This is a genomic window from Profundicola chukchiensis (assembly GCF_029664245.1).
Lineage (GTDB): Bacteria > Bacteroidota > Bacteroidia > Flavobacteriales > Weeksellaceae > Profundicola > Profundicola chukchiensis.
The window spans coordinates 344,649-366,334 of record NZ_JANAIE010000002.1 but is presented as its reverse complement, the minus strand read 5'-3'; the positions used below and the strand labels follow the sequence as shown (position 1 = coordinate 366,334).

The following is a 21,686-nucleotide window of genomic DNA, read 5'->3' as shown; positions in this document are numbered from 1 at the left end:
ATTTAATTTTTAATTCTTATTTCCACGAATTTTTTCTTGAATTTTATCTACTATGTAAGGAGTTGCGATCGCAACACCCGTTGTAATTAATAGTTTTGGAATCGGGCCTAATTTAAATCTAGTAACGGCTGTACTCGCAACAATCGTTAGAATAGCTTTAACGCCTTCATCCATAAGCTCATTTCGTCCATTTTCGGATTTATCAAAAAGAGCAACTGGATTTGCATCACCCGAGGTGTATTTCCCAAGAAGTTGTTTAACATTATCAAAAGGATTTTCAAAACCTCCTTCCAACTCTTGTTTTAATTGTTCTTTTCTCGCTCTTAGCTCGTTTAAAGTATTTATTTTAGTATTCGCCATAATTAGTCATCATTATTGTCTGCCATAGAAGCAGCGATTGAGATATTTAAGATTAAATTCTGTATTGGCTTTTTTAATATCACTAGAAGTATTATCAACAATAGATATATTCCAGTTACCATCAAAAACCCATTTCCTCTTCCATATATTTCACCTAAATAAAACGCTCCTGCAAAGCTAAGTAGCAATACAAAAAACATTGCAAACATGGTAATTAATAGAAGATAAACTATCCGTGATACTACACGACCAACAGCCTCGATTCCTTCAAGTTTCACCAAGGCTATTTGGTCCTGTACGTAAGTTTTAATTGAGTTAAGTCCTAGCATAGTTAAGGTATAATATTATTATACTCCTAACTCTTCCTCAACATCTCTCAATTGAGCTTCAGTGCGTTTAAGCTTGTCTTCAAGATCTGCTTTTGCTTGTTTAGCTTTGTCGCTAAAGTCGCTAGCATATTTCTCGATTTCTTCTTTTAACTTTTCAGCTTCGTCAGCTAATTTGTCTCTAGTTTCTTTTCCACTTTGTGGTGCTAATAATAAGGCAGCTACTGCTCCTGCTAATGCGCCTACAAAAAGACTTCCTAGGATTGCTCCAGTTTCATTGTATCTACTCATAATATTCAATTTTTTAATGTTAGTTAATTAGTTTTAATATTTTCTCTGTTTAAATTTACAAAAACAATACCATATTTCTTACTTTTACCGAAGAATATTTTTTTATGCCGAAATTATCACATAAAGCAGATCAAATGCCTGCTTCGCCAATCAGAAAATTGATGCCGAGTGCAGATATTGCCATGCAGAAAGGATTGAATGTTTATCACTTAAACATTGGCCAACCCGATATACCAAGTCCAATTCAGTCTATTGAGGCTATGCACGAATGGAATATTCCGGTTTTGGCCTATACACGATCAGAAGGAACGCTAGAATATCGCGAAGCATTAACTACTTATTATCACGGAAAAGGTTTTTCTGATCTTACTCCAAGTAATTTTATGGTAACCAATGGCGGATCAGAAGCTTTGTTATTTACTTTAAGTTTAATTGCGAATGCTGGTGATGAAATCATTATTCCAGAGCCTTTTTACGCAAACTACAATGGCTTTTCTGTGCAAACAGACGTTAATGTAGTTCCTATTTCTGCTTCAATTGAAAGTGGTTTTGCTTTACCAGATATTGCTGATTTCGAGAAAAAGATTACAGACAAAACAAGAGCGATTGTTATTTGTCACCCAGGAAACCCAACTGGATATTTATATTCAAAAGAAGAATTAGATAAACTTCGTGATTTAGTTCTGAAGCATGATTTGTATTTAATCTCAGATGAGGTTTATCGTGAATTTACTTACGATGAAAATCATATATCCGTTTTAGCTTACCCAGATTTAGCGCAAAATGCAATCGTTATAGATTCAGAATCTAAGCGTTTCAGTATGTGCGGAATTCGTTTGGGGGCTATGATTAGTAGAAATGAAGAGTTATTGGCAGCAGCAATGAAGTTTGCACAAGCTCGTTTGAGTCCAGTTCTAGTGAGCCAAATTATTGCAACAGCTGCACATAGGGAGTCTGCGGGATATTTAATGCAAGCTAAGGCTGAGTATTCACAGCGAAGAAACTTTGTTGTTGATGCGCTAAACCGAATTGATGGTGTATTTGTTCCAAAACCAAAAGGTGCGTTTTATTGTGTTGCTAAACTTCCTGTTGAGAACGCAGAAGATTTTGCTAAGTGGATGCTAGAAGACTTTGAATACAATGGTGAAACCGTTATGGTTGCTCCCAATACAGGTTTCTACTCAACACCAAATTCTGGTTTAGATGAAGTTAGAATCGCTTATGTATTAGAAATATCTGAATTAGATAAAGCGGTTAAAATTTTAGAAAAAGGATTAGAGGCTTATAGAGCTAGATAGGTAATACTTGATTAATAAATCTAGATGATCGAAACACAGACCAATTTTTCTCTTCGCGACTATAACACCATGCAAGTGGAGGTGCAGTCAGGTTATTTTATTGAAATAAATACGATAAATGACTTGAAGGAATTATTGGTTAGTAAAAACTACCAATCGCCTCTTTATATATTGGGTGGAGGAAGTAATGTTTTATTTCTTCAAGATTTTAAAGGAACGATTCTTTATATCAATATTCTAGGAAGAGAAGTAGTTAAAGAAGATGAAACACATGTTTGGGTAAAAGCGAATGCTGGCGAGAACTGGCACGAATTCGTTATGTACACCCTTCAAAATGATTTCGGTGGATTAGAGAATTTATCATTGATACCAGGAAAGGTGGGCGCGTCACCTATGCAGAATATAGGCGCCTATGGTGTTGAGATTAAAGATAATTTCGTTGAACTTGAAGCTATTGAAATTGCAACTGGTGAGATAAGAACATTTTCTCACGCCGAGTGTAAATTTGGTTATAGAGAATCAGTTTTTAAAAATGATTTAAAAGGACAATATATTATTACCTCTGTTACTTTTAAGTTGACTAAAAACTATCATGAAGTAAAAACTTCTTATGGCGCTATTCAAGCTCAATTAGAAGAAATGGGGATTAAAAAACCTAGTATTCAAGAGGTGAGTCAGGTGGTAATTGCTATTAGAGAAAGTAAATTACCAAATCCTAAAGAAATTCCGAATACGGGATCTTTTTTTAAGAATCCAACGATAATGAACGAAGAGTATATACTTCTTCAAAGGGATTTCGCTGATATTCCAGGATATCCTGTAGAGGATGGACGAACTAAAGTTCCAGCAGGTTGGTTGATTGAAAAAGCAGGTTGGAAAGGTTTCAGAAATGACAAAGTGGGCGTTCATGAGAGACAAGCTTTGGTTTTAATAAATCATAACCATGGTTCGGGACAGGATGTGTATGATTTATCAGAGAAAATCCTAAAAGATGTGTTGGAGAAATTTGGCATAGAGTTAGAGCGAGAAGTGAATATAATCGTATGATCATGAAAATTCAATATTTATTATCTCTAGTTGCTATGTTTTTTGTTCTTACTTCTTGTGGAACAGCCGATGTAGCTACAGATTACGACAGAAACGTAGATTTTTCTCAGTATAAAACTTATAATTTTTATACAAATATTCAGTGGGGAAAAACAAACGGTTTAGATCAAACTAGGATTTTAAATGCGATTGAACATGAATTAAACGCCAAAGGAATGTCCAAGGTAGAGGCGCCTGATTTATTAATCGATATTAAAACACATGAAAATGAAGTTAAGCGCAATGCTGGTAATATCGGAATAGGTTCGGGTAACTATGGTAGACGAGGTGGAGTTGGTGTTTCTGTAGGAATTCCGATTTCTAGAAAACGTCTTCATAAAAACTATATCATAGAAATGGTAGATTCTAAAACTAACAATTTGGTTTGGCAAGGTGTATTTGAAAAAGATATTTCACCAAACGCAGATAATACAGAGGTTATTTCTACAGCTATGAATAAGCTATTGAGTAAATATCCTCCCCAAAAGAAATAATAAATAAAAAGAGCGAAGTATATCACTTCGCTCTTTTTTTATAGGTTAAATCTAAATATTCTAAGATCTATGGAATGTTTAAATACTTATGTGTTTGTAAGCTAACCTTCCATTTTGGATTGGCTAAAATATAGTCAACAATCTTAGGCATCATAACTTCTCTTTTGCTCCATTCTGGCTGTAAGTACAATTCACAAGAATCAGAAACTTGAGCTGCAAACTTCTCTGCAAAATCAAAATCACTATGGTTATAAACAATGCATTTCAACTCGTTGGCCTTAGCAATTACTTCAGGTTTTGGATGCATGGTTTTCTTTGGAGAAAGACAAATCCAATCTAATTGTCCGCTTAATGGATAGGCTCCCGAAGTTTCGATATGAATGCTGCAGCCTTTTTCCTTTAACTTAGAAGTTATGTAATCTAAGTTCCAAGTTAATGGCTCGCCGCCAGTTAATACAACGGTCTTAGTATATTTAGTTACTTCGTCTATTAAACTATCAACCTCAGTGAGTGGATGTTTTCCTGCTTCCCAACTTTCTTTTACGTCACACCAATGGCAACCCACATCGCATCCACCTATTCTAATAAAATAGGATGCAACGCCAGTATGTGCACCTTCACCTTGTAAAGTGTAAAAATGCTCCATGATGGGTAACAAGGTCCCTTCATTCATTCGTCTTTTCTGTTCCTCACTTAGGGATTGTGTCATATATTAATCTTCTTTGTTTAAATAATTTCGCTTGTAAGCGTGTAATGTGTTTTTCAATAACATAGCTCTCGTCATTGGACCTACACCACCAGGTACCGGTGTTATATAAGATGCTTTTTCTTTAACATTGTCAAAGTCAACATCACCAATTAACTTAAAGCCACTTTTTGAAGTATTGTCTTCTACTCGGTTGATTCCAACATCTACAATAACTGCACCATCGCTCACCATATCAGCAGTTAAGAAGTTAGCAACACCTAATGCAGCAATAATAATATCTGCATTTAGCGTAAATTCTTTAATATTTTCTGTTCTACTGTGGCAAAGTATAACCGTAGCATTTCCTGGATTACCTTTTTGGCTTAACAAAATACTCATCGGTCTACCAACAATGTTACTTCTACCTAAAACCACAACATTTTTACCATTGGTATCGATGTGATAACGCTCTAGCATTTCCATAATTCCGTAAGGAGTTGCTGGTAAATAGGTTGGTAAATCCAAGACCATTCTACCTAAGTTGGTTGGGTGGAATCCATCAGCATCTTTAATTGGATCAATCGCTTGAATGATTTTGTCTTCATTAATATGCTTAGGCAAAGGTAATTGAACGATATAACCATCTAAATCTTCTTGACGGTTTAATTCATCAATTAAAATTAATAAATCCTTTTCGCTAACATCATCAGCTAATTCATGCAAGGTAGATTTAAATCCAACCATGCTACAATCTTTGATTTTATAGTTAACATAGCTTTGGCTTGCAGGATTGCTACCTACTAAAACAGCGGCTAAATGAGGTGGACGATATCCATCTGCTACGTGTTTAGCTACATCAGTTTTAATTTCTTCTTTGATCTGTTTAGAAGTTTTGTTACCGTCTAATAATTGCATGGAAGTAAAATTTTTGCAAAGATAAGGAGTTCGTTGATGAAAGATGAATTTAAAAAGATGAATTATATCTGATTTAATTTAGGCATTCAGAAGAAAGTGACTTGGTTTTCGAGGCATTAATTTTACTCTAATTTCTAGCTCTAATCCCTAATTCTGTATATTTGTGTCTATGAAAAAATTGAATTGGCCATTTTTTGCCTTTAGCTTTGTTGTAGCAGTGGTTGTAATGTATATTGTTATGATTAGACAAGATGGTGCAACACAAGAACAAGCCTTAATGAATGCCTTTGGTGGAGGCGTAGGAATGGTGATCGGCTTATTTATTTACTATAAGTATATTAAGAAAGACGATGATAATTACGACCTCAACGATTAAGGTAAATTTATTTAAGACTTTAGTTTATTGAATTATTTTCGATTTATTCGAATATTTATACCTAGATTTGCAGAATAATTAAAAGGGGTGCTTTTGTTCGCAAAAGCTGAGATAATACTCTAGAACCTGGGCAGGTAATGCTGCCAAGGAATTTAAGTTTTTCGATTTCGTGAACGATCGTACTCCTTTTCTAAACAATTTTAAAATGTTGAAGAGGATTTTTTTATGTTCAATTCTTGGAGCAAGCACACTTGGCTTTGCGCAAGAAGTAGAGGAATTAATGGAGAGCGATACGATTCAGCTATCAGCCGTACATGCTATGGCTGAACTTCCAATTACTAGTGAGAAAATTACAAATAGAACCCTAAGAGAGAAGGGTTTAGGTCAAGATTTGCCTATTCTTTTAAAGAACGCGACATCGGTAGTTAGTACATCTGATGCAGGTAACGGAATTGGATATACGTCTATGCGTGTTCGTGGGATTGATCAAAATCAGATGAATATGACGTTTAACGGAGTTCCCGTTAATGATAGTGAATCTCACGGAATTTTCTGGGTTAACTTTCCAGATGTAGCTTCTTCTGCACAGGATGTTTTAATTCAAAGAGGGGTTGGAACTTCTTCCAATGGTGCTGCAGCTTTTGGCGGTAGCGTGAATTTAGAAACCAATGCCAGAAATAGAAAGCCTTATGCCGATTTAGAAGCTGCATATGGTAGTTTTAATACTATGAAATATGGTTTAAATGCGGGAACAGGTGATTTTGCAGAGAATAAATTTAATGTAGATACCCGAGTAAGTTATATCCAGACAGATGGTTATATCGACAGAGCTAGCAGCGATTTGTTTTCTGCTGCCTTAAACGCTTATTATAGACCAAATAAGAAAACGGAATTCCAAGTAATGAACTTATTTGGAGCACAAAAAACATATCAAGCCTGGTATGGTATAGATGGTCAAACCATGGAAGATGATAGAACGCATAACCCAGCAGGTGCTATCTACGATGAAAACTGGAATGTGGTTGATTACTATGATAATCAAACAGATAATTATGTTCAAAACCACTTACATACTTATTGGAGACAAAAATGGAATGATACATGGCGTTCTACAGCTACACTTCATTGGACCCGTGGAAAAGGATATTACGAAGAATATAAGCAAGATGCTACATTATCAAATTACTGGTTAGCATCAGATGATGAAGCGGATGTGATTAGAAGACAATACTTAGATAATCATTTCTTTGGTGGAGTATTTAACTTAGAAGCTAAAAACTTAAATGACTTCGATTTATATTTTGGAGCTGCTTTAAATCACTATATCGGTGGCCATTATGGAACCGTAGAGGATTTAGTTGATTCAGATGTAAATTTTGCTGCTGGACACAGATACTATGAGAATGAGTCTTTGAAAACAGAGTTTTCTAGTTATGCTAAAGCGAACTACAAAATGGATAATTTCGAATTGTTCGGAGATGTTCAGGTAAGAACGATTAACTATGATGCAGATTATAAGAATGGCGGGGATAATTCATTTAAAGACTTTGTGCCTTATGATTTCTCTTGGACTTTCGTAAACCCAAAGGCGGGTATTACTTATAGAATGCCTCAAAGTAGAATGTATTTAAGCTATGGATTAACACATAGAGAGCCAACTCGTTCAGATATTTTAGCAAATGTTGACAAAGTAAAACCTGAGACTTTACACGATTTTGAGCTTGGATTTAGAACTCAAAATTGGTTGAACTTTGGTGTGAACGTATTCTATATGTACTACTTAGATCAATTAGTTTTAACAGGGCAAATTGATGATGTTGGAAACCCTGTAAGAGAGAATGTGGGAGAAAGCTTTAGATCTGGAATTGAATTAGATTTCAGCAAAAGAGTACTACAAAACAAAGTGAATCTATTCGGAAACTTTGCTTATAATCATAGTAGAAACTTAGATTATCAGTTGCTGAAAGATGATGGAACTATTGTAGATATGGGAAGTACAAAAATTGCATATACGCCAGAAATTGTTACTTCATTTGGACTTGATGTTTATCCAGTAGAAGCTTTAAAATTGAATTTAACTAATAAATATGTTTCTGAGCAGTTTATAACCAATTTCGAGGCAGAAGATGGTTTATTAGATTCTTACTTCCTAGCTGATTTCTTAGCTAGCTATACCTTTAAGTTTAATAAGCATGACTTAAACTTGAGATTAATGGTAAACAATATCTTCGATAAGTTATATGTTAACAATGCATATTATTACGAAGGACCTTATTATTTCCCACAAGCTGGAAGAAACTTTATGATAGGAGCGAAGTTCGGATTCTAAGATGAGAATATTGATTTAAAACTAATCGACACTAAATCTGAATTTTAAAAGAGGATGGTATTGGAACTTCAAGTTTTTGAATTCCGCCATCCTCTTTGAGTTCATGATAATATGAGATTTTGTCTTCATTGGATTTATTGAAGGTATCGATCTTCTTTTCAGCCACTTGCATGCTCTTTACCAAGTTTAAATTATTTCTCGAGGACTCTTGAGCGCTATAAATCCCATTATCTTCTATACGAATCACAACCATATTATTCTCTTTTCCAATATCTAGAGAAAGAAATTTCTGCTCTTTTTGTCTAAATAATCCTTTCCAAATAGAGTTTTCAATAAAAGGAATTAAAACATGCGTAGGAATTTTTATGGATCTCAGATTGAGTTCCTCGCTGATGTTTAGTTTAAAATCAAGTGAATTATTTAAGCGCATATTTTCTAATTCAACATAAAGTTTAACGGTGTTGATTTCATCCTCTAAATCATTGGTCTCAAGATCACTCCCTTTTAAATACTCTCGCACTAATTTGGCGTATTTATTTAAAAAATTAATGGCAGCTTCTTGATTATTCTCAGCTATAAAGGTTTTAATAGAATTCAGAATATTGAATATGAAATGAGAATTCATTTGGCCTTGTAGTGAGTTAATCTTAAGCTTGCTAATCGTGTTTTCTAATTCCGTTTGATCTAGTTGTAATCTTAATTTTTCTCTTAATTCATTTTGTGCAGTATTCAGTTCTTTTTCAACCAAAAGAGATTTAGAATAAATTTGTTGTGTATAATATCCAATACCAATCGCAAACAAACTTGTTTCAATCAAAATCCCAATATATAAATACGATATTGGCTCAAATGAAATGCTTGGGTCGGGGTAAAGTGTAAGATATAGCGCACTAAGTGAAAATATGATATAAGATATCAGGCCTGGAAAATAGAAGGACGTCATCGGCTCTTTAACCAATAAGGTTTTATAAATTCCATAAATAATTCCCAGAATTATCAGCGGCACGTGAATATATGTAAAGTAGTCTATATATAAAACAACATTGGCGGTGATTAGCGTGTAAACGAACATGATACTTCCTAAGCCAAGGAGTATATATGAATACTGTTTTATAACCTTTCTATGCCCAGGATAATGTGTTAGGTAATTGACAAACGAAACGCTGAACCATATGTAAGCCACATGATAAATAACTTGTATATACCAATTGAAAATCTTGGTAAAAGTATTGGCTGGAATCTGAAAAGTATAGCTGTTTTTATCAAATATATAAATGGAAAGAAGAAACAAATAGAGTGAATAAAACAAGAATAAGTTTCTCCTTGAGGTGAAAAACAATGCCATTGAGATACAACCATAAACAAATAAGACTGCCATGGTAATATGCCAAAGGAATATGTGTAATTCAAAAACCAATTTCTATAAATATTTCCTTATAAACTCTGCCTTTCTACTTCTAGCTAAAGGAATGTTTATCTTTTCATTTAAAACTATAAAGTTCTCGTTTTTATAAAACGAACTTATTTTTTGAACATTAATTATGTATGACTTATGCACTCTAAAGAAATATTTTTCTGGTAATTCTTGTTGCATTTCCTTGAGTTTAAATGTCAATAGAATCTCTTTGCCATCTTGTAAATAAAGCTTAGAATAGTTTCCATCACTCATTAAATAGACAATCTCCTCAGGGTTCATGAAATTAATCTTACCATCAAAACTAATCTTAACCTTATCAGATTCATTTGAATTATAACCTTTAATAGCTTTTAAATTTTCGGTTATATTCTCTTGCTTTTGAATAGGCGCTAATCTTTTCTTTAATTTTTCAACGGCTTTTCGTAAATCCTCAGAATCGATCGGTTTTAATAAATAATCAACCGCTTCTTTTTTAATTGCTTCTAATGCGAATTCGCTATAGGCGGTAGTGAAAACAATTTCAAACTCTCTATCTGGAACACTATTAATAAAATCGAAGCCATTCATTTCTGGCATCTCAATGTCTAGAAATACTAAATCAGGAGCTGGATGAGACTTTAAATATTCTAAAGCGTCAATTGCAGAATTAAATGTTGATACAATAGTTAATTCTGGTAGATAATTTTCAATCTCCCAACGTAGTGCTTTTATAGCATTTACTTCGTCATCTATTATTATACAGCGCATTGTCAATTTTGATTAAAAGTATTAAAAAATAAACCAAGTGTCCATTAAATTGTATGAACGGTATGAATTCCAGTATAAACGGTAGGATTTCATGTATAAACGGTTCAAACCATCTATTTAAAAATCTGCTTTAAGAACTATAAAATTGGCTTTCTCACCATTAAATCTAATCAATTATTTGATTTAAAATTAAATTTCAACCTACTAAAACGATAGAAGTAGGTGATTTTGGGCTAAAATTAATATTTGCAAAAAACCGTTAATCATCGATTTCGTGCATTTTATACAATAAATCATGCACTTCATACAATTTTTGCTCTAAATAGGTCAAATTTTCCTCAATTTCGTATGGAATAAGATTAATTAAATTTATGAACATCGCCCAAGGAAATTCCTATAAAACGTATATCGACTAACTAACCAACCTAATTCCTTGGGTAAATGTTCTTAATAAAACCTAACAAAATGAAACTTAAAATAATTATAGCACTCGTTTTTAGCTTGTCAATAAGTACTCAGGCTGATGCGCAAATTTGGAAAAAAGTAAAAAAGGCTGCTGAACGTGGCGTAGAAAGAACTTTAGAAAATCGATCTCAAAGAGAGGCCTCTGCGACTACAGATGATGCCATTGATACTGTTTTAGGGAAAAAGAAATCTAAATCGAAAAAGTCTAAAACTACAAATCAGCAAAGCCCTAATAACCCTCAACCAACAGGAGGAAGTTTAGAGGATACATCATTAAAAGAAATTGGTGTGAATGAAGTTGGCTTTGTGCGTGGTGATCAAATAATCTTTCAAGATGATTTTTTACAAGATGCCATTGGAGATTTTCCGGCTAAGTGGGACACGAATTTAGGTGGAGATATTAAGAAACTATCTGGAATTCCAGGAAAATGGTTGAAGGTTCCAGCTAAGAGTGTAATCAATTTAGAGTTACCTAAGCCAATGCCTGCAAATTACACTTTCGAAATGGATATAATCCTTCCGAGCGATGTGCGATACGCTATCGCAGGGCTTGGGTTTAGCGAAAATAAGAAAGGATTTCATCATTCTATGTCTTCAACGGACGGATTTGGAGTTATGTTCTATAGTCATAAACAACAACCTTCTCTTGAAGTAGGTAATAGAACTACGGGTTGGATGAAAACGGGATATGAATATCCCTTTGATAAAAAAGTTCATGTGGCTATTCAAGTTAATAATAATGAGCGCGTACGTGTTTATGTGGATGGTACTAAAGTATCTGATATGCCAAAAGTATTTAAACCTGAGTATGCAAACAATTTAATAATTAACGCTATGACTCATGGAGATGGAGATACTATTTATAACTATTTCTATTTCTCGAATGTAGTAATTGCAGCGGGCGATACAGATAGAAGAAGTAGTATTCAAAAAGACCTGATGGAGAAAGGGAGTTTTTCTTCTAGTGATATATTATTTGCAACTGGATCTGATTATATAGAACCTTCTTCTAACTCGATATTAAATGAAGTTGGTGAACTCATGCAAAATTCATCTGATAATTGGAAACTAACAATCATTGGGCATACTGATAGTGATGGTGATGCCAATACAAATCAAAAATTATCTCTAGATAGAGCTAGCGCGGTTAAGAAATATTTAATTACTAAATACAATATTGACTCTGATAGAATTAATGTTGTAGGAAAAGGAGAATCAGAGCCTATTGCTAGCAACTCAACGTCTTTAGGAAAAGCAAAAAATAGAAGAGTAGAATTTAAAAAACAATAAAAACTAAACAAAATGGAAACACAAACAACTACAAAAGCTAATAGTTCAATGCATATTATTGCATACATTACTATTATAGGATTGATTATCGCCTTTATTTCAAATAAGGATAAAGAAGAGCTTACCAGCTACCATATTCGACAGTCGCTCGGAATTGGACTAACGAGTTTAGCCTTAATGATCGTCGGAATGATACCGATTATAGGTTGGATTATATCCATTCTAGGCTCACTTTTCATAATTTTTCTTTGGATCATGGGTTTAATGAATGCCATTAACGGAAAAATGGAGCCTGTTCCAGTATTAGGGGAGAAGTATAACGAATGGTTAGAGGGTATTTAAAAGAATAATTCAATTAAAAATTAAAGAAAATGAAAAAAGTATATTTAAGCTTATTTGCCTTAATGTTGGTCATAACTTACTCATGTGAGAGCGAGACGATGGATAAAATTAAGGATGTTAAAAGCAAAGTGAATACAGCTTCTACGATGGTAGGAAATGTTTCAAATATGGAAAAGAATGCCAAGAATATCGAATCTCGAATGGAATCACTAAAAGAGTTAACTCCGATTACCAGTGATGAATTTAAAGATTGGATGCCTGATGATTTAGGGGATTTAAAAAGAAATTCCTATAAATTTAATACAGTTATGGGCTCTACTGGAGAGTTGTCTTATGAAAATGAAGAAAGGTCTTTAGAGGTTACGATCATGGACGGAGCGGGTGAAACTGGTTCAGCAGTATATGCCTCTCAGGGTATGCTAGGTGCCTTATATGGTAACTTTGAATCTGAATCTGATACCAAAAAAGAAGAGATAGTAGATCGAAATGGAGTTCAATCTGTTGAAACTTATTATAAAGATAAAAATGACTCATCTATTAGAGTTACAGTAGATGATCGGTTTTTTGTAAATGCAAACGGAAAGAATATGACAACGGACGAGTTGTATTCTTATATAGAAAAACTAAATGTCTCAGACCTGAATTAAGTAATGCTACTCGATGAAAAAGATTGTTTGTCCGAAAATAAAGGCTTTTAGTTTATCTAAAAGCCTTTGTTGTTTTAATTACTCTTTGCCAAGCTCAACGGCTCTATCAAATGCGGCATAAGCAGCATCATGAATTAATTCCCGGATATTGTTGTCTTCCATTGAGTCGAGCGCTGCTCGCGTTGTTCCACCTTTAGATGCTACTCGGTCCATCCATTTTTTTGGTGATAAGTCATTTTGGTTGAATAGCTCAACAGCTCCTTCAAAAGTTTGAGAAACTAGCACTTTAGATACTTTCTCTGAAAAGCCCATGTCTCTGGCGGCTTGCATCATAGATTCCATAAAATAAAAGACATAAGCTGGGCCACTACCCGAAATTCCGGTAGAAGCATCAATGAATTTTTCATTTTTCACTTTAACTGAAACACCAGTCGTGTCCAGTAAGGATTTCACGAGCTTAGCTTCTAGTTTAGAGACATGCTTGGAGACTGTAAAGGAAGTAACACCCTTTCCAACCTGTGCAGGCAGATTAGGCATGGTTCTAACGATCTTTTTAGCATTCAGGCCCTTTGATAAGGTTTTGATGTTTACTCCCGCCATAAGCGACACAAACATTTGCCCAGGTTTCACTAACTCATTGATTTCTTCGAAAACGTCTTCTTTATGATAGGGCTTCACTGCTAAGAAAACGATATCAGCTTCTGGAAGTGCAGTTTGTAAATCCTCCTCGAAGATAAATCGATCATCTTTTAATATTTTCTCTTTCACTTCTGGGGATTTATCATGTACGCGAATGGGATTCCCGTTGAGTAATGATGAGGTTAGCATGCCTTCTGCATAGGTTAAACCCATATTTCCAGCGCCTATTAATAATAATTTCATAAATGATTGGTTTTTGTTCAGTTAACTGCAACAATAGTGCGAGACTTAGAAGTCTTAATATATTATTGAAATCTAAAGATTTTTCGTCAAATTTTAAATACAGTTAAAAACGAGTTTTATGCACTTAATCAACGATTTCTGACCGTTTATACAATTTTTCATACACTTCATACATTTCTTGAACTAGGAATTGAAAAAATGTATCATATTTGTCTTATGAGAATTCAACTAACTCTGTAATCTACCACGGTGATTATGATGAAAGTGTAAATGTTTTCCATATTTATTGTGGTAGATTTTAAAATATAATGTTGATATCTCATCTTATGATTCGGCAATTATTTGCGTAAAAGTATTTTTTATATTATTTAATTTTTTTGGAGTGTCGAGAAATCGACACTTTTTTTATGAAGTTGATTTTAATCGGAGTTATCAAAGTTGACTCTATGCTTTAAAATTCAACAAAACACACAGCCTTTAACTAGAAACTTTAAATCTTCAGATTGATAAAATTACACTTAATCATCGGTTTTAGGCAGTTTATACAGTTTTTCCTACCGTTTATACATTTTCCTCTTTAAGTAAGGAAAAGATTGCTGATATTTACATAACCTAAAACTCTAACTTATAGATATAAACTAATTAATCAACCTAGTAAAACCTATTTATGTTATGAAAACTCTACTCTTTACTCTTATATGCTTCTTATTTATCACATCTTGTCACACATCAGCTTTTGAAAGTGATCAACAAACAGATGATTTCTCTACTTATTATAATCAGTATCAAGTTGATACTGAAAGGGCGAATGTCTTTGTTGAAAAACAAATCAATGATTCCTTATTAGCTCAGCCACAGGTTTCGCTGATTAATGAAAAGGACTAAAAATATATTTACTTTACTACTCAATCATGTGAGCGAATAGGGATGCAAATTGTAACCTTAGTGCCAGTTGCATTATTGTTCTCATCTTTGAGGTCAGTAAACATTAAAGTGGTGTCATCATTCTTAATATTAAAATGATTGCTGAGTCGTTTTCTTGAAATAGCAACACCTAAAGATTTATAACCTTTCTCCTTATCAGAACTCTTGGAGTTTTTTCGACCGACACCATTATCGATGATATTGATGCAGACAATGTTTTTAGATTGCTTAAAAATTTCTAAGCGTATAATTTTCTCACCTTTTTTGGGGGCGAGTCCATGCCATAATGCATTCTCTATAAAAGGTTGTAGAAGCAATGGAGGAATTTCCACATTGGCGGGATCAATATCTTTAATATCTAATTGGTATTCAATAGGATCGTTAAAGCGTAGGCGCTCTATACTTAGATAGGATTCAACAGTTTCTAGTTCTTCTTCCAAAGAAACCACCTTCTTTTCGCTAGAATATAAAACCCCTCTAATAAGTTTTGCGAATTTATTAAGGTATTTTACAGCTTCTTCAGTATCCTGTGAAATGATATAGGTTTTAATTGAGTTCAACGCATTAAAGGTAAAATGAGGATTCATCTGAGCGCGAAGAACTTTTTGTTCTAACTCTAGTAGTTGTTTTTCCTTTCTTAATTTATCTCTTTGATAAAATAGCATCCCTAATAAAGCAAGTACAGCTAATAATAAAATTAAAAATAAAATAGTCCTTTGCTTTTTACTAGCTTCCTCTATTATTTGACTTTTTTCCTTTTTAAGATTTAAAATTTGATTGGCTTTTAGCTCTGTTTCGTAAGAAATCTCAAGATTATTTTTAATTCTTAGATTATTTTCATTTAAGTAATCAGCCTCAACTTCCTTGCTCTTTCTTACATACTTTAAAGCCTCTTGATAGTCCCCAATACGTTCGTAGTAGGTTGCAAAAGCGTTATAAGTCTCAGAAAGGTTTGATTTTAAATTATGTTTTGTACTGAGTTCAACACTTTTGCTCAAGTAACGTTTGGAATCTTTTTTACGATCAAGGTTTAATAATGTTAATCCTTTTAGGTAATAAATGGTAGCCGTATAAAAACTATCACCAGTCTCTTCAGCAATGACTTCAGCGCGATCTAAGAAAACAAGGGCTTCTTTGTAATTTTCTTTAAGTAGAAAAACACGACCGATGCTGTTGTAACATATCATTTTACCGATATCATTATTGATAAAACTATTTTCTTTTAACGATTGAAAATAATTTAGTTGTGCGCTATCTAGCTGGTTTAACTTCTCAAAAGAGTATCCAATGTTTTGATAATTAATAGCTAGGCCTAAATGATTGTTAATGGACTTTTCAATTTCAAACGATCTTCGAAATTGATTCTTCGCACTCTCATATTCTTGAAGTATTAAATAGGAGTTCCCGATACCATTTACGGCGATTGCTGTATTTCTAATGGTGAAATCATTTTTAACCTCAACCTCTTCAGCAATTTCTAAGGCTTTAAAATGATATCTCAGGCCTTTTTGAACATCATCCATTCTTCGGAAAACAACCCCCAACATATTGTTGGAGTAAAGTACTCCGTCTGTTAGGTTTTTATCTTTTGCTAAATTGAGAGCTTGATTGTGTAGTTCTACGGATTTGAAATACTGCGCCTGATCTCGATAATATGTTCCTAGTAAATTTAAAGCAATAATTTCCCCTATGGCATAATCATTACTTTTAGATAATTTCAATAATTCTTGAAACCTCAGCGTATCTTTTTCATAATATAGAGGTGCAAAGACAGTGTTAAAGTCGTCCGTCTTTTGTTCTACGTGGAATTTAATATCAAAATCTTCCCTTTCGTTTTCTTGGCCATAAGCGCAAAACGAAATTAAAAGGAGTAAATATGAAATGAAAATTCGCACAAAAACTATCATGTTGAGATTCACTCAAATATATAGTTTTTTTAGTAATAATTAACAATTATGTGATTATGTTGACTTAAATAAACAAGTGAACTAAGTAATTTTTGAAAATATCCTAAAAACTCAATTTTATATGCGATCCAAGAATGCCTGATAAAACTTCCACATCACAATGCCTGAGCAAACACTAACATTGAGTGAATGTTTGGTGCCCGACTGTGGGATTTCTAGGGCAATGTTACACATATCAATTAAATCTTGTTGAACTCCTTCAACTTCATTTCCTAGTATAACTACATATTTCTTTTCGTTTTCTACTGCAAAACTTTCTAAAGAAACACTTTTGTCTACTTGCTCAATAGCGATAGGTGTATAGTCTTGCGATATTAAATCTTTTAATATCTCTGACGCATTTTCGTGATAATCCCAAACAACACTTTCTGTTGAACCTAGTGCTGTCTTTCTGATTTCTTTATGAGGAGGGCGAGCGGTGATGCCACATAAATGTATTTTTTCTATGCTAAAAGCATCAGCTGTTCTAAAGATAGAACCAACATTATGCATACTTCTAATATTGTCACATAAAACCACAACAGGTATTTTGCTTTGCTGCTGATAAGTTTCAACATCAACTCTTCCCAGTTCTTCAAGTTTTAATTTTCTCATAGTATTCAAATAAAAAAAGGTGCTAAAATAGCACCTTTAAGTTTTTTAATAAACAAAAGCTTATTTTTTCAACACGATAAATGTCCTGTTATCAGCATTATGGTCAGCTAAAGTGTACCATCTAACTTCGTTACTATTTCTGAAGTCTAAATAGAAAGTGTACATATCTCTGTTGTTATCTGTAATAGTAACATTATTGCTGTGAATTAAATATTTATCAGAACCTAAATACTCCCAAGATCCGTGAGTTTCAGTATCCATTAAACAATCATCTTCATTATCTCCTGTAAATGTTTTTAAGGTGTAGCTTCCGTTGTTAGAGAATCTGTACTCTAGCTTCTCATCACATAGGTCTGATCCTTCTACGAACATATCATTTACTACTTTGTAATCTGTCTTCCAAGTTCCGTAGATGCTATTATTTACTGTGTCAGATGGTCCGTCGTCATCGCTAGAACAGCTAATGAAGCTCATCGACAAGAATGTTAATGCACCGAATAATAACAATAATTTTCTCATAAGTATTTTTCTTTAATTTAGTTAACGCAAAGATAAGGGATTTTATTATTAAAAGAAGATTGTATTTTTGTGGAATGGCGAAGAAGGAGAAAAAGGAAACCCCATTAATGAAGCAATACAATAAAATCAAGGCTAAATACCCTGATGCTATGTTATTGTTTAGAATCGGTGATTTTTATGAGACTTTTGGTGAGGACGCAATTAAGGCTGCCAAAATTTTGGATATTGTTCTTACTCGAAGAGCAAATGGAGCGGCAGCTTATATTGAGTTAGCGGGTTTTCCACATCATTCGTTAGATACCTATTTGCCAAAATTGGTTCGTGCGGGGCTACGCGTGGCGATTTGTGATCAATTAGAGGATGCCAGTGCTACGAAAACAATCGTTAAACGTGGTGTAACCGAACTCGTAACGCCTGGTGTTGCTTTAAACGACCAAGTCTTGGGGTCTTCTTCCAATAATTTCTTAATGTCGATTCACCGAGAGAAGAATAATTTTGGAGCTGCTTTGTTAGATATTTCTACAGGTGAGTTTTTCCTGCAAGAAGGTGATCAAGAAACAGTTCAGAAGATGATTCAGAACTTTTCGCCAAAGGAAATAATTTTCCAGAAAAGACAATTTCCTGAATTTATTACTTCCAATATTAGTCGTTTTGGTTTAGATGATTGGGCATTTCAATATGATTTTGCCTACGACAAAATGAAACGGCATTTTCAGACAAAATCTCTTAAAGGATTTGGTGTAGAGGACATGCATTTAGGAATTACAGCAGCAGGAGCTGTTTTTGCTTATTTAGATGAAACCCATCATTTTGATTTAAACCACATCAATAACATTCATAGAATTGTAAATGAAGATTTTGTTTGGTTAGATGCTTTTACCGTTCGAAATTTAGAGCTATTTCATGCGCCTCACCAAGATTCGGTGACGCTTTTCTCAATTTTGAATCATACGCTTACTCCTATGGGAGCTAGGTTGTTGAGAAGATGGATGGCGCTGCCTTTAAGTCAAATTGAACCGATTCAAAAAAGACAAAATACGGTTCAGTTTTTATTGCAGAACACAGAAGTTTCTATTGCTTTAAGGGAGCAGTTACGGAATATGGCAGATTTAGAGCGACTTTGTTCCAAAATTGCCACTGGTAAAATTACACCTAAGCAATTAACTACCTTAACAGAAAGTATTGCTTCGATTCAAGAAATTAATGAAATTCTTAAAGAATATAATCCTGCTCAGGTAAAGGGAATAAACTTTAAGTTCAATAATTTTAATAGTTTATTTAGTCAATTAAAAGAAACCTTAACCGAAAATCCACCTCATTTTCTTCATAAGGGAAATGTAATCGCAGAAGGTGTTTCGAAGGATTTAGATAAATTGAGAAACATCTTACATGGAGGAAAGGAATTTTTAGAAGAAATGCGACTTCGTGAAAGTGAAAAAACTGGAATTCCTAGCATTAAGGTAGATTTCAATAAAGTTTTTGGTTATTATATAGAAATTCGAAATACGCATAGAGACAAAGTTCCTAGCGATTGGACTAGGAAACAAACTTTAGTTAACTCCGAAAGATATATTACGGAAGAGTTAAAAGAGTATGAAGAGCAAATTCTTGGCGCTGAAGACAAAATTTTAAGAATTGAAACGGATTTATTTTTAGAATTGATACAAAATATAGCTCCTTACATCCCTGAAATTCAAAAAACAGCGCACGCTTTAGCAAGTTTAGATTGCTTGTTGAATTTTGCAGGTTTAGCCGAGAAGAATCATTATATAAAACCAGAAATTAATGATTCTAAATCATTGCATATTGAGGATGGACGACATCCAGTCATCGAGCAACAGTTGCCGGCAAGTTCACCCTATATCGCCAATAGCTTGTATTTAGACGACAACGACCAACAAATCATTATGATTACAGGTCCCAACATGTCAGGTAAATCGGCCTTATTGAGACAAACGGCTCTAATCGTATTGATGGCACAGATGGGAAGTTATGTTCCTGCAAAAGCTGCTCAGATTGGCTATGTTGACAAGATTTTCACCAGAGTAGGTGCAAGCGATAATTTATCTCAAGGTGAGTCTACTTTTATGGTAGAAATGAATGAAACAGCTCAAATTCTAAATAACTTAACCGATCGCAGTCTTATTATTTTAGATGAAATTGGTCGCGGAACAAGCACCTACGACGGAATTTCTATTGCATGGTCGATTACAGAATTTATTCATGAAAATAAAGGAAAACCTAAAACACTTTTTGCCACTCATTATCATGAATTAAATGAAATGGCGAAATCATTTGAACGTATCAAGAATTATCACGTTAGTATTAAAGAAACCAAAGATACGATTCTATTTTTAAGAAAGTTACAGCCCGGAGGTAGTGAACACAGTTTTGGAATTCATGTAGCAAAAATGGCCGGAATGCCTAATAAAGTGGTGCGTAGAGCAGAAGATGTATTAAAGCAATTAGAGAAATCTCACGCCAACGAGAACTTAACCAACACCACTTCTAAAATCACACAAGAAAACATGCAACTGTCTTTCTTTCAATTAGATGATCCCATCTTAGAAGCTATGCGTGATGATTTAGAAGGATTGGATATCAATACGTTAACACCTGTAGAAGCCTTAATGAAGTTGAATGAAATTAAAAGTAGAATAAGATAAGAATTTATTATTCACACCAAACATCTACTTCACTTAATTGTATAATAGTGGTAGAGGGTTTTGATTTTTTACCACCTTTTTGGCTATCATAAATAAAGCTTATATGATAAGCTTGTTGAATTTTAGGTAACGAAATCCAAGGCGTGCTTTCCTCATTATTATCATATTTAGCTTCATTATTTACCAAAGACTCCCAATCCTTAGGGTTGAGATTTTTTATAGGCTTTTTCTGAGCATTAGTGATTGAAACATATAAAGGTTGTCCGTTTTTATATGCATCGGCAAATGAAAACTTCAATTTACATTCTTTGTCGGAGATATCTAATAAAGGAGTGTGTAGAATAGCTTTTACTTTATAACCTGGTTTACCTCGACCACCAAAAGCTGACATTTGCATATAATTAAAGTCCCTAAAGTTTTTGAACATCCAATTTCTTTGAGAATTTGTTGTCTCTACTGTCCAATCCTCTGGTAATCCTTCGCTAAAGTTTTCTGAAATTAATATTTCTTGACTAAATGAAAAGCTGCTGATCATTAAAAATAAAAGTAAAGTTCTCATAATTATTGATTTCGTTCTATAAAAATACTATTTTTTTGCATTAATCAGAAAGTTCTCAGGCTGGCTTTTATACAGAATTAACCTAATTGTCTTACTTTTATCAACTAAATGTATGTTATGTCCTATCAAGAAGTATTTACTGAATTCTGGAAACAAGTAGAAGAAAGTGTTCAGGAAGGGAATTTTGCTAAACTAACCATGGCCAAGACTATTGGTAAGCAAGAGTTGAAGAATATTTTTGTGAGACCTATGTCTTTAGATAGTGATGCTAAGCTATTAGTGAAACATAGATATAGATCTCGCGAAGTTGAAGATAAAGAACTAGAATTAAGCCTAGTTGAAACAAAAAATGTAATTCAAGAACATTTATTAAACCCATTCTTTTCGGTCGTTTTATTTACAACAGAAAAGGACGTCATTTTCAAAATCAATAAAAAGAAAGCGGGAAGTATCGTAGAAAATCCACCTACTTTTTCTGATGTAATTTTGGCGGAGAGGGAGTGA

23 protein-coding genes are annotated in these 21,686 nt (G+C 33.7%); 11 read left to right on the top strand and 12 right to left on the bottom strand.

Annotation, left to right across the window (positions count from 1 at the left end; translation table 11 throughout):
• Window positions 1-9 precede the first annotated feature (9 nt).
• Genes NLM59_RS03905 through NLM59_RS03895 form a run of 3 tightly spaced genes read right to left on the bottom strand, consistent with a single transcriptional unit; the run spans window position 10 to window position 977 of the window.
• The gene (locus NLM59_RS03905; RefSeq protein WP_304416434.1) at window positions 10-360 is read right to left on the bottom strand and encodes a hypothetical protein; all 351 of its coding nucleotides are present in this window, start codon (window positions 358-360) and stop codon (window positions 10-12) included.
• Between the two features lie 2 nt (window positions 361-362).
• Entirely contained in the window at window positions 363-689 is a 327-nt protein-coding gene (locus NLM59_RS03900; protein WP_304416433.1) for a phage holin family protein, read from the bottom strand.
• A gap of 18 nt (window positions 690-707) precedes the next feature.
• Window positions 708-977, bottom strand: coding sequence for a YtxH domain-containing protein (locus NLM59_RS03895; protein ID WP_304416432.1), 270 nt, complete (start codon window positions 975-977; stop codon window positions 708-710).
• A gap of 104 nt (window positions 978-1,081) precedes the next feature.
• Here NLM59_RS03895 and NLM59_RS03890 point away from each other — a divergent pair, with 104 nt between their 5' ends.
• The 3 genes from NLM59_RS03890 to NLM59_RS03880 are packed head-to-tail and all read left to right on the top strand — an operon-like array spanning window position 1,082 to window position 3,855.
• Complete coding sequence (locus NLM59_RS03890) at window positions 1,082-2,275, top strand: pyridoxal phosphate-dependent aminotransferase (protein ID WP_304416431.1); 1,194 nt, start codon at window positions 1,082-1,084, stop codon at window positions 2,273-2,275.
• A 24-nt stretch (window positions 2,276-2,299) separates the two neighbouring features.
• Complete coding sequence (murB, locus tag NLM59_RS03885) at window positions 2,300-3,322, top strand: UDP-N-acetylmuramate dehydrogenase (RefSeq protein WP_369426760.1); 1,023 nt, start codon at window positions 2,300-2,302, stop codon at window positions 3,320-3,322.
• Window positions 3,323-3,324: 2 nt separating this feature from the next.
• On the top strand, window positions 3,325-3,855 hold the full coding sequence (locus tag NLM59_RS03880) for a DUF4136 domain-containing protein (protein ID WP_304416430.1): 531 nt from the start codon (window positions 3,325-3,327) through the stop codon (window positions 3,853-3,855).
• Window positions 3,856-3,922: 67 nt separating this feature from the next.
• Here NLM59_RS03880 and NLM59_RS03875 read toward each other — a convergent pair whose 3' ends face one another.
• Both NLM59_RS03875 and NLM59_RS03870 read right to left on the bottom strand, forming a co-directional pair.
• Entirely contained in the window at window positions 3,923-4,564 is a 642-nt protein-coding gene (locus NLM59_RS03875) for a 7-carboxy-7-deazaguanine synthase QueE (protein ID WP_304416429.1), read from the bottom strand.
• A 3-nt stretch (window positions 4,565-4,567) separates the two neighbouring features.
• Window positions 4,568-5,458: a bifunctional 5,10-methylenetetrahydrofolate dehydrogenase/5,10-methenyltetrahydrofolate cyclohydrolase gene (locus tag NLM59_RS03870; protein WP_304416428.1), complete on the bottom strand. Its 891-nt coding sequence runs from the start codon at window positions 5,456-5,458 to the stop codon at window positions 4,568-4,570.
• Between the two features lie 169 nt (window positions 5,459-5,627).
• Between NLM59_RS03870 and NLM59_RS03865 the strand changes: the two genes are divergently transcribed.
• Both NLM59_RS03865 and NLM59_RS03860 read left to right on the top strand, forming a co-directional pair.
• A complete protein-coding gene (locus tag NLM59_RS03865; RefSeq protein WP_304416427.1) occupies window positions 5,628-5,834 on the top strand; it encodes a hypothetical protein in 207 nt (68 codons plus the stop codon).
• A gap of 205 nt (window positions 5,835-6,039) precedes the next feature.
• Window positions 6,040-8,163: a TonB-dependent receptor gene (locus NLM59_RS03860; protein ID WP_304416426.1), complete on the top strand. Its 2,124-nt coding sequence runs from the start codon at window positions 6,040-6,042 to the stop codon at window positions 8,161-8,163.
• Window positions 8,164-8,194: 31 nt separating this feature from the next.
• Here the strand turns inward: NLM59_RS03860 and NLM59_RS03855 are convergent, their stop codons facing one another.
• Together NLM59_RS03855 and NLM59_RS03850 are read right to left on the bottom strand one after the other, a co-directional pair.
• Window positions 8,195-9,580, bottom strand: coding sequence for a sensor histidine kinase (locus tag NLM59_RS03855; protein ID WP_304416425.1), 1,386 nt, complete (start codon window positions 9,578-9,580; stop codon window positions 8,195-8,197).
• Window positions 9,581-9,583: 3 nt separating this feature from the next.
• The gene (locus tag NLM59_RS03850) at window positions 9,584-10,327 is read right to left on the bottom strand and encodes a LytR/AlgR family response regulator transcription factor (RefSeq protein ID WP_304416424.1); all 744 of its coding nucleotides are present in this window, start codon (window positions 10,325-10,327) and stop codon (window positions 9,584-9,586) included.
• A 465-nt stretch (window positions 10,328-10,792) separates the two neighbouring features.
• Here NLM59_RS03850 and NLM59_RS03845 point away from each other — a divergent pair, with 465 nt between their 5' ends.
• The 3 genes from NLM59_RS03845 to NLM59_RS03835 are packed head-to-tail and all read left to right on the top strand — an operon-like array spanning window position 10,793 to window position 13,071.
• Complete coding sequence (locus NLM59_RS03845; protein WP_304416423.1) at window positions 10,793-12,082, top strand: OmpA family protein; 1,290 nt, start codon at window positions 10,793-10,795, stop codon at window positions 12,080-12,082.
• A 48-nt stretch (window positions 12,083-12,130) separates the two neighbouring features.
• Window positions 12,131-12,424: a hypothetical protein gene (locus NLM59_RS03840; RefSeq protein WP_369426759.1), complete on the top strand. Its 294-nt coding sequence runs from the start codon at window positions 12,131-12,133 to the stop codon at window positions 12,422-12,424.
• A 29-nt stretch (window positions 12,425-12,453) separates the two neighbouring features.
• Complete coding sequence (locus NLM59_RS03835) at window positions 12,454-13,071, top strand: hypothetical protein (RefSeq protein ID WP_304416421.1); 618 nt, start codon at window positions 12,454-12,456, stop codon at window positions 13,069-13,071.
• Between the two features lie 78 nt (window positions 13,072-13,149).
• Here the strand turns inward: NLM59_RS03835 and proC are convergent, their stop codons facing one another.
• On the bottom strand, window positions 13,150-13,953 hold the full coding sequence (gene proC, locus NLM59_RS03830) for a pyrroline-5-carboxylate reductase (protein WP_304416420.1): 804 nt from the start codon (window positions 13,951-13,953) through the stop codon (window positions 13,150-13,152).
• A gap of 672 nt (window positions 13,954-14,625) precedes the next feature.
• Here proC and NLM59_RS03825 point away from each other — a divergent pair.
• Window positions 14,626-14,838 carry a hypothetical protein gene (locus NLM59_RS03825; protein WP_304416419.1) on the top strand — a complete coding sequence of 71 codons (213 nt, stop codon included), beginning with the start codon at window positions 14,626-14,628 and terminating at the stop codon, window positions 14,836-14,838.
• Window positions 14,839-14,858: 20 nt separating this feature from the next.
• Here the strand turns inward: NLM59_RS03825 and NLM59_RS03820 are convergent, their stop codons facing one another.
• From NLM59_RS03820 to NLM59_RS03810, 3 genes are all read right to left on the bottom strand, one after another.
• Window positions 14,859-16,598, bottom strand: coding sequence for a tetratricopeptide repeat-containing sensor histidine kinase (locus NLM59_RS03820; protein ID WP_304416418.1), 1,740 nt, complete (start codon window positions 16,596-16,598; stop codon window positions 14,859-14,861).
• Between the two features lie 303 nt (window positions 16,599-16,901).
• Window positions 16,902-17,438 (bottom strand): RNA methyltransferase, encoded by a 537-nt coding sequence (locus NLM59_RS03815; protein WP_304416525.1) that lies wholly within the window; start codon window positions 17,436-17,438, stop codon window positions 16,902-16,904.
• 60 nt (window positions 17,439-17,498) lie between these two features.
• The gene (locus NLM59_RS03810; protein ID WP_304416417.1) at window positions 17,499-17,957 is read right to left on the bottom strand and encodes a hypothetical protein; all 459 of its coding nucleotides are present in this window, start codon (window positions 17,955-17,957) and stop codon (window positions 17,499-17,501) included.
• 74 nt (window positions 17,958-18,031) lie between these two features.
• Between NLM59_RS03810 and mutS the strand changes: the two genes are divergently transcribed.
• Complete coding sequence (mutS, locus tag NLM59_RS03805; RefSeq protein WP_304416416.1) at window positions 18,032-20,623, top strand: DNA mismatch repair protein MutS; 2,592 nt, start codon at window positions 18,032-18,034, stop codon at window positions 20,621-20,623.
• A 7-nt stretch (window positions 20,624-20,630) separates the two neighbouring features.
• Here the strand turns inward: mutS and NLM59_RS03800 are convergent, their stop codons facing one another.
• Window positions 20,631-21,182, bottom strand: a complete 552-nt coding sequence (locus NLM59_RS03800; protein ID WP_304416415.1) for a hypothetical protein — start codon at window positions 21,180-21,182, stop codon at window positions 20,631-20,633.
• A gap of 117 nt (window positions 21,183-21,299) precedes the next feature.
• Between NLM59_RS03800 and NLM59_RS03795 the strand changes: the two genes are divergently transcribed.
• Window positions 21,300-21,686: a hypothetical protein gene (locus tag NLM59_RS03795; RefSeq protein WP_304416414.1), complete on the top strand. Its 387-nt coding sequence runs from the start codon at window positions 21,300-21,302 to the stop codon at window positions 21,684-21,686.

Excerpts from the sequence above, each read along its gene's own strand:
- NLM59_RS03850 (WP_304416424.1), bottom strand. The coding sequence starts at position 10,327 with ATGCGCTGTATAATAATAGATGACGAAGTAAATGCTATAAAAGCACTA.
- NLM59_RS03815 (WP_304416525.1), bottom strand. The coding sequence starts at position 17,438 with ATGAGAAAATTAAAACTTGAAGAACTGGGAAGAGTTGATGTTGAAACT.
- NLM59_RS03890 (WP_304416431.1), top strand. The coding sequence starts at position 1,082 with ATGCCGAAATTATCACATAAAGCAGATCAAATGCCTGCTTCGCCAATC.
- proC (WP_304416420.1), bottom strand. The coding sequence starts at position 13,953 with ATGAAATTATTATTAATAGGCGCTGGAAATATGGGTTTAACCTATGCA.
- NLM59_RS03875 (WP_304416429.1), bottom strand. The coding sequence starts at position 4,564 with ATGACACAATCCCTAAGTGAGGAACAGAAAAGACGAATGAATGAAGGG.
- NLM59_RS03835 (WP_304416421.1), top strand. The coding sequence starts at position 12,454 with ATGAAAAAAGTATATTTAAGCTTATTTGCCTTAATGTTGGTCATAACT.
- NLM59_RS03905 (WP_304416434.1), bottom strand. The coding sequence starts at position 360 with ATGGCGAATACTAAAATAAATACTTTAAACGAGCTAAGAGCGAGAAAA.
- NLM59_RS03840 (WP_369426759.1), top strand. The coding sequence starts at position 12,131 with ATGCATATTATTGCATACATTACTATTATAGGATTGATTATCGCCTTT.
- NLM59_RS03825 (WP_304416419.1), top strand. The coding sequence starts at position 14,626 with ATGAAAACTCTACTCTTTACTCTTATATGCTTCTTATTTATCACATCT.
- NLM59_RS03800 (WP_304416415.1), bottom strand. The coding sequence starts at position 21,182 with ATGAGAACTTTACTTTTATTTTTAATGATCAGCAGCTTTTCATTTAGT.
- NLM59_RS03870 (WP_304416428.1), bottom strand. The coding sequence starts at position 5,458 with ATGCAATTATTAGACGGTAACAAAACTTCTAAACAGATCAAAGAAGAA.
- NLM59_RS03865 (WP_304416427.1), top strand. The coding sequence starts at position 5,628 with ATGAAAAAATTGAATTGGCCATTTTTTGCCTTTAGCTTTGTTGTAGCA.
- NLM59_RS03895 (WP_304416432.1), bottom strand. The coding sequence starts at position 977 with ATGAGTAGATACAATGAAACTGGAGCAATCCTAGGAAGTCTTTTTGTA.
- murB (WP_369426760.1), top strand. The coding sequence starts at position 2,300 with ATGATCGAAACACAGACCAATTTTTCTCTTCGCGACTATAACACCATG.
- NLM59_RS03860 (WP_304416426.1), top strand. The coding sequence starts at position 6,040 with ATGTTGAAGAGGATTTTTTTATGTTCAATTCTTGGAGCAAGCACACTT.
- NLM59_RS03845 (WP_304416423.1), top strand. The coding sequence starts at position 10,793 with ATGAAACTTAAAATAATTATAGCACTCGTTTTTAGCTTGTCAATAAGT.
- NLM59_RS03880 (WP_304416430.1), top strand. The coding sequence starts at position 3,325 with ATGAAAATTCAATATTTATTATCTCTAGTTGCTATGTTTTTTGTTCTT.
- mutS (WP_304416416.1), top strand. The coding sequence starts at position 18,032 with ATGGCGAAGAAGGAGAAAAAGGAAACCCCATTAATGAAGCAATACAAT.
- NLM59_RS03900 (WP_304416433.1), bottom strand. The coding sequence starts at position 689 with ATGCTAGGACTTAACTCAATTAAAACTTACGTACAGGACCAAATAGCC.
- NLM59_RS03795 (WP_304416414.1), top strand. The coding sequence starts at position 21,300 with ATGTCCTATCAAGAAGTATTTACTGAATTCTGGAAACAAGTAGAAGAA.
- NLM59_RS03810 (WP_304416417.1), bottom strand. The coding sequence starts at position 17,957 with ATGAGAAAATTATTGTTATTATTCGGTGCATTAACATTCTTGTCGATG.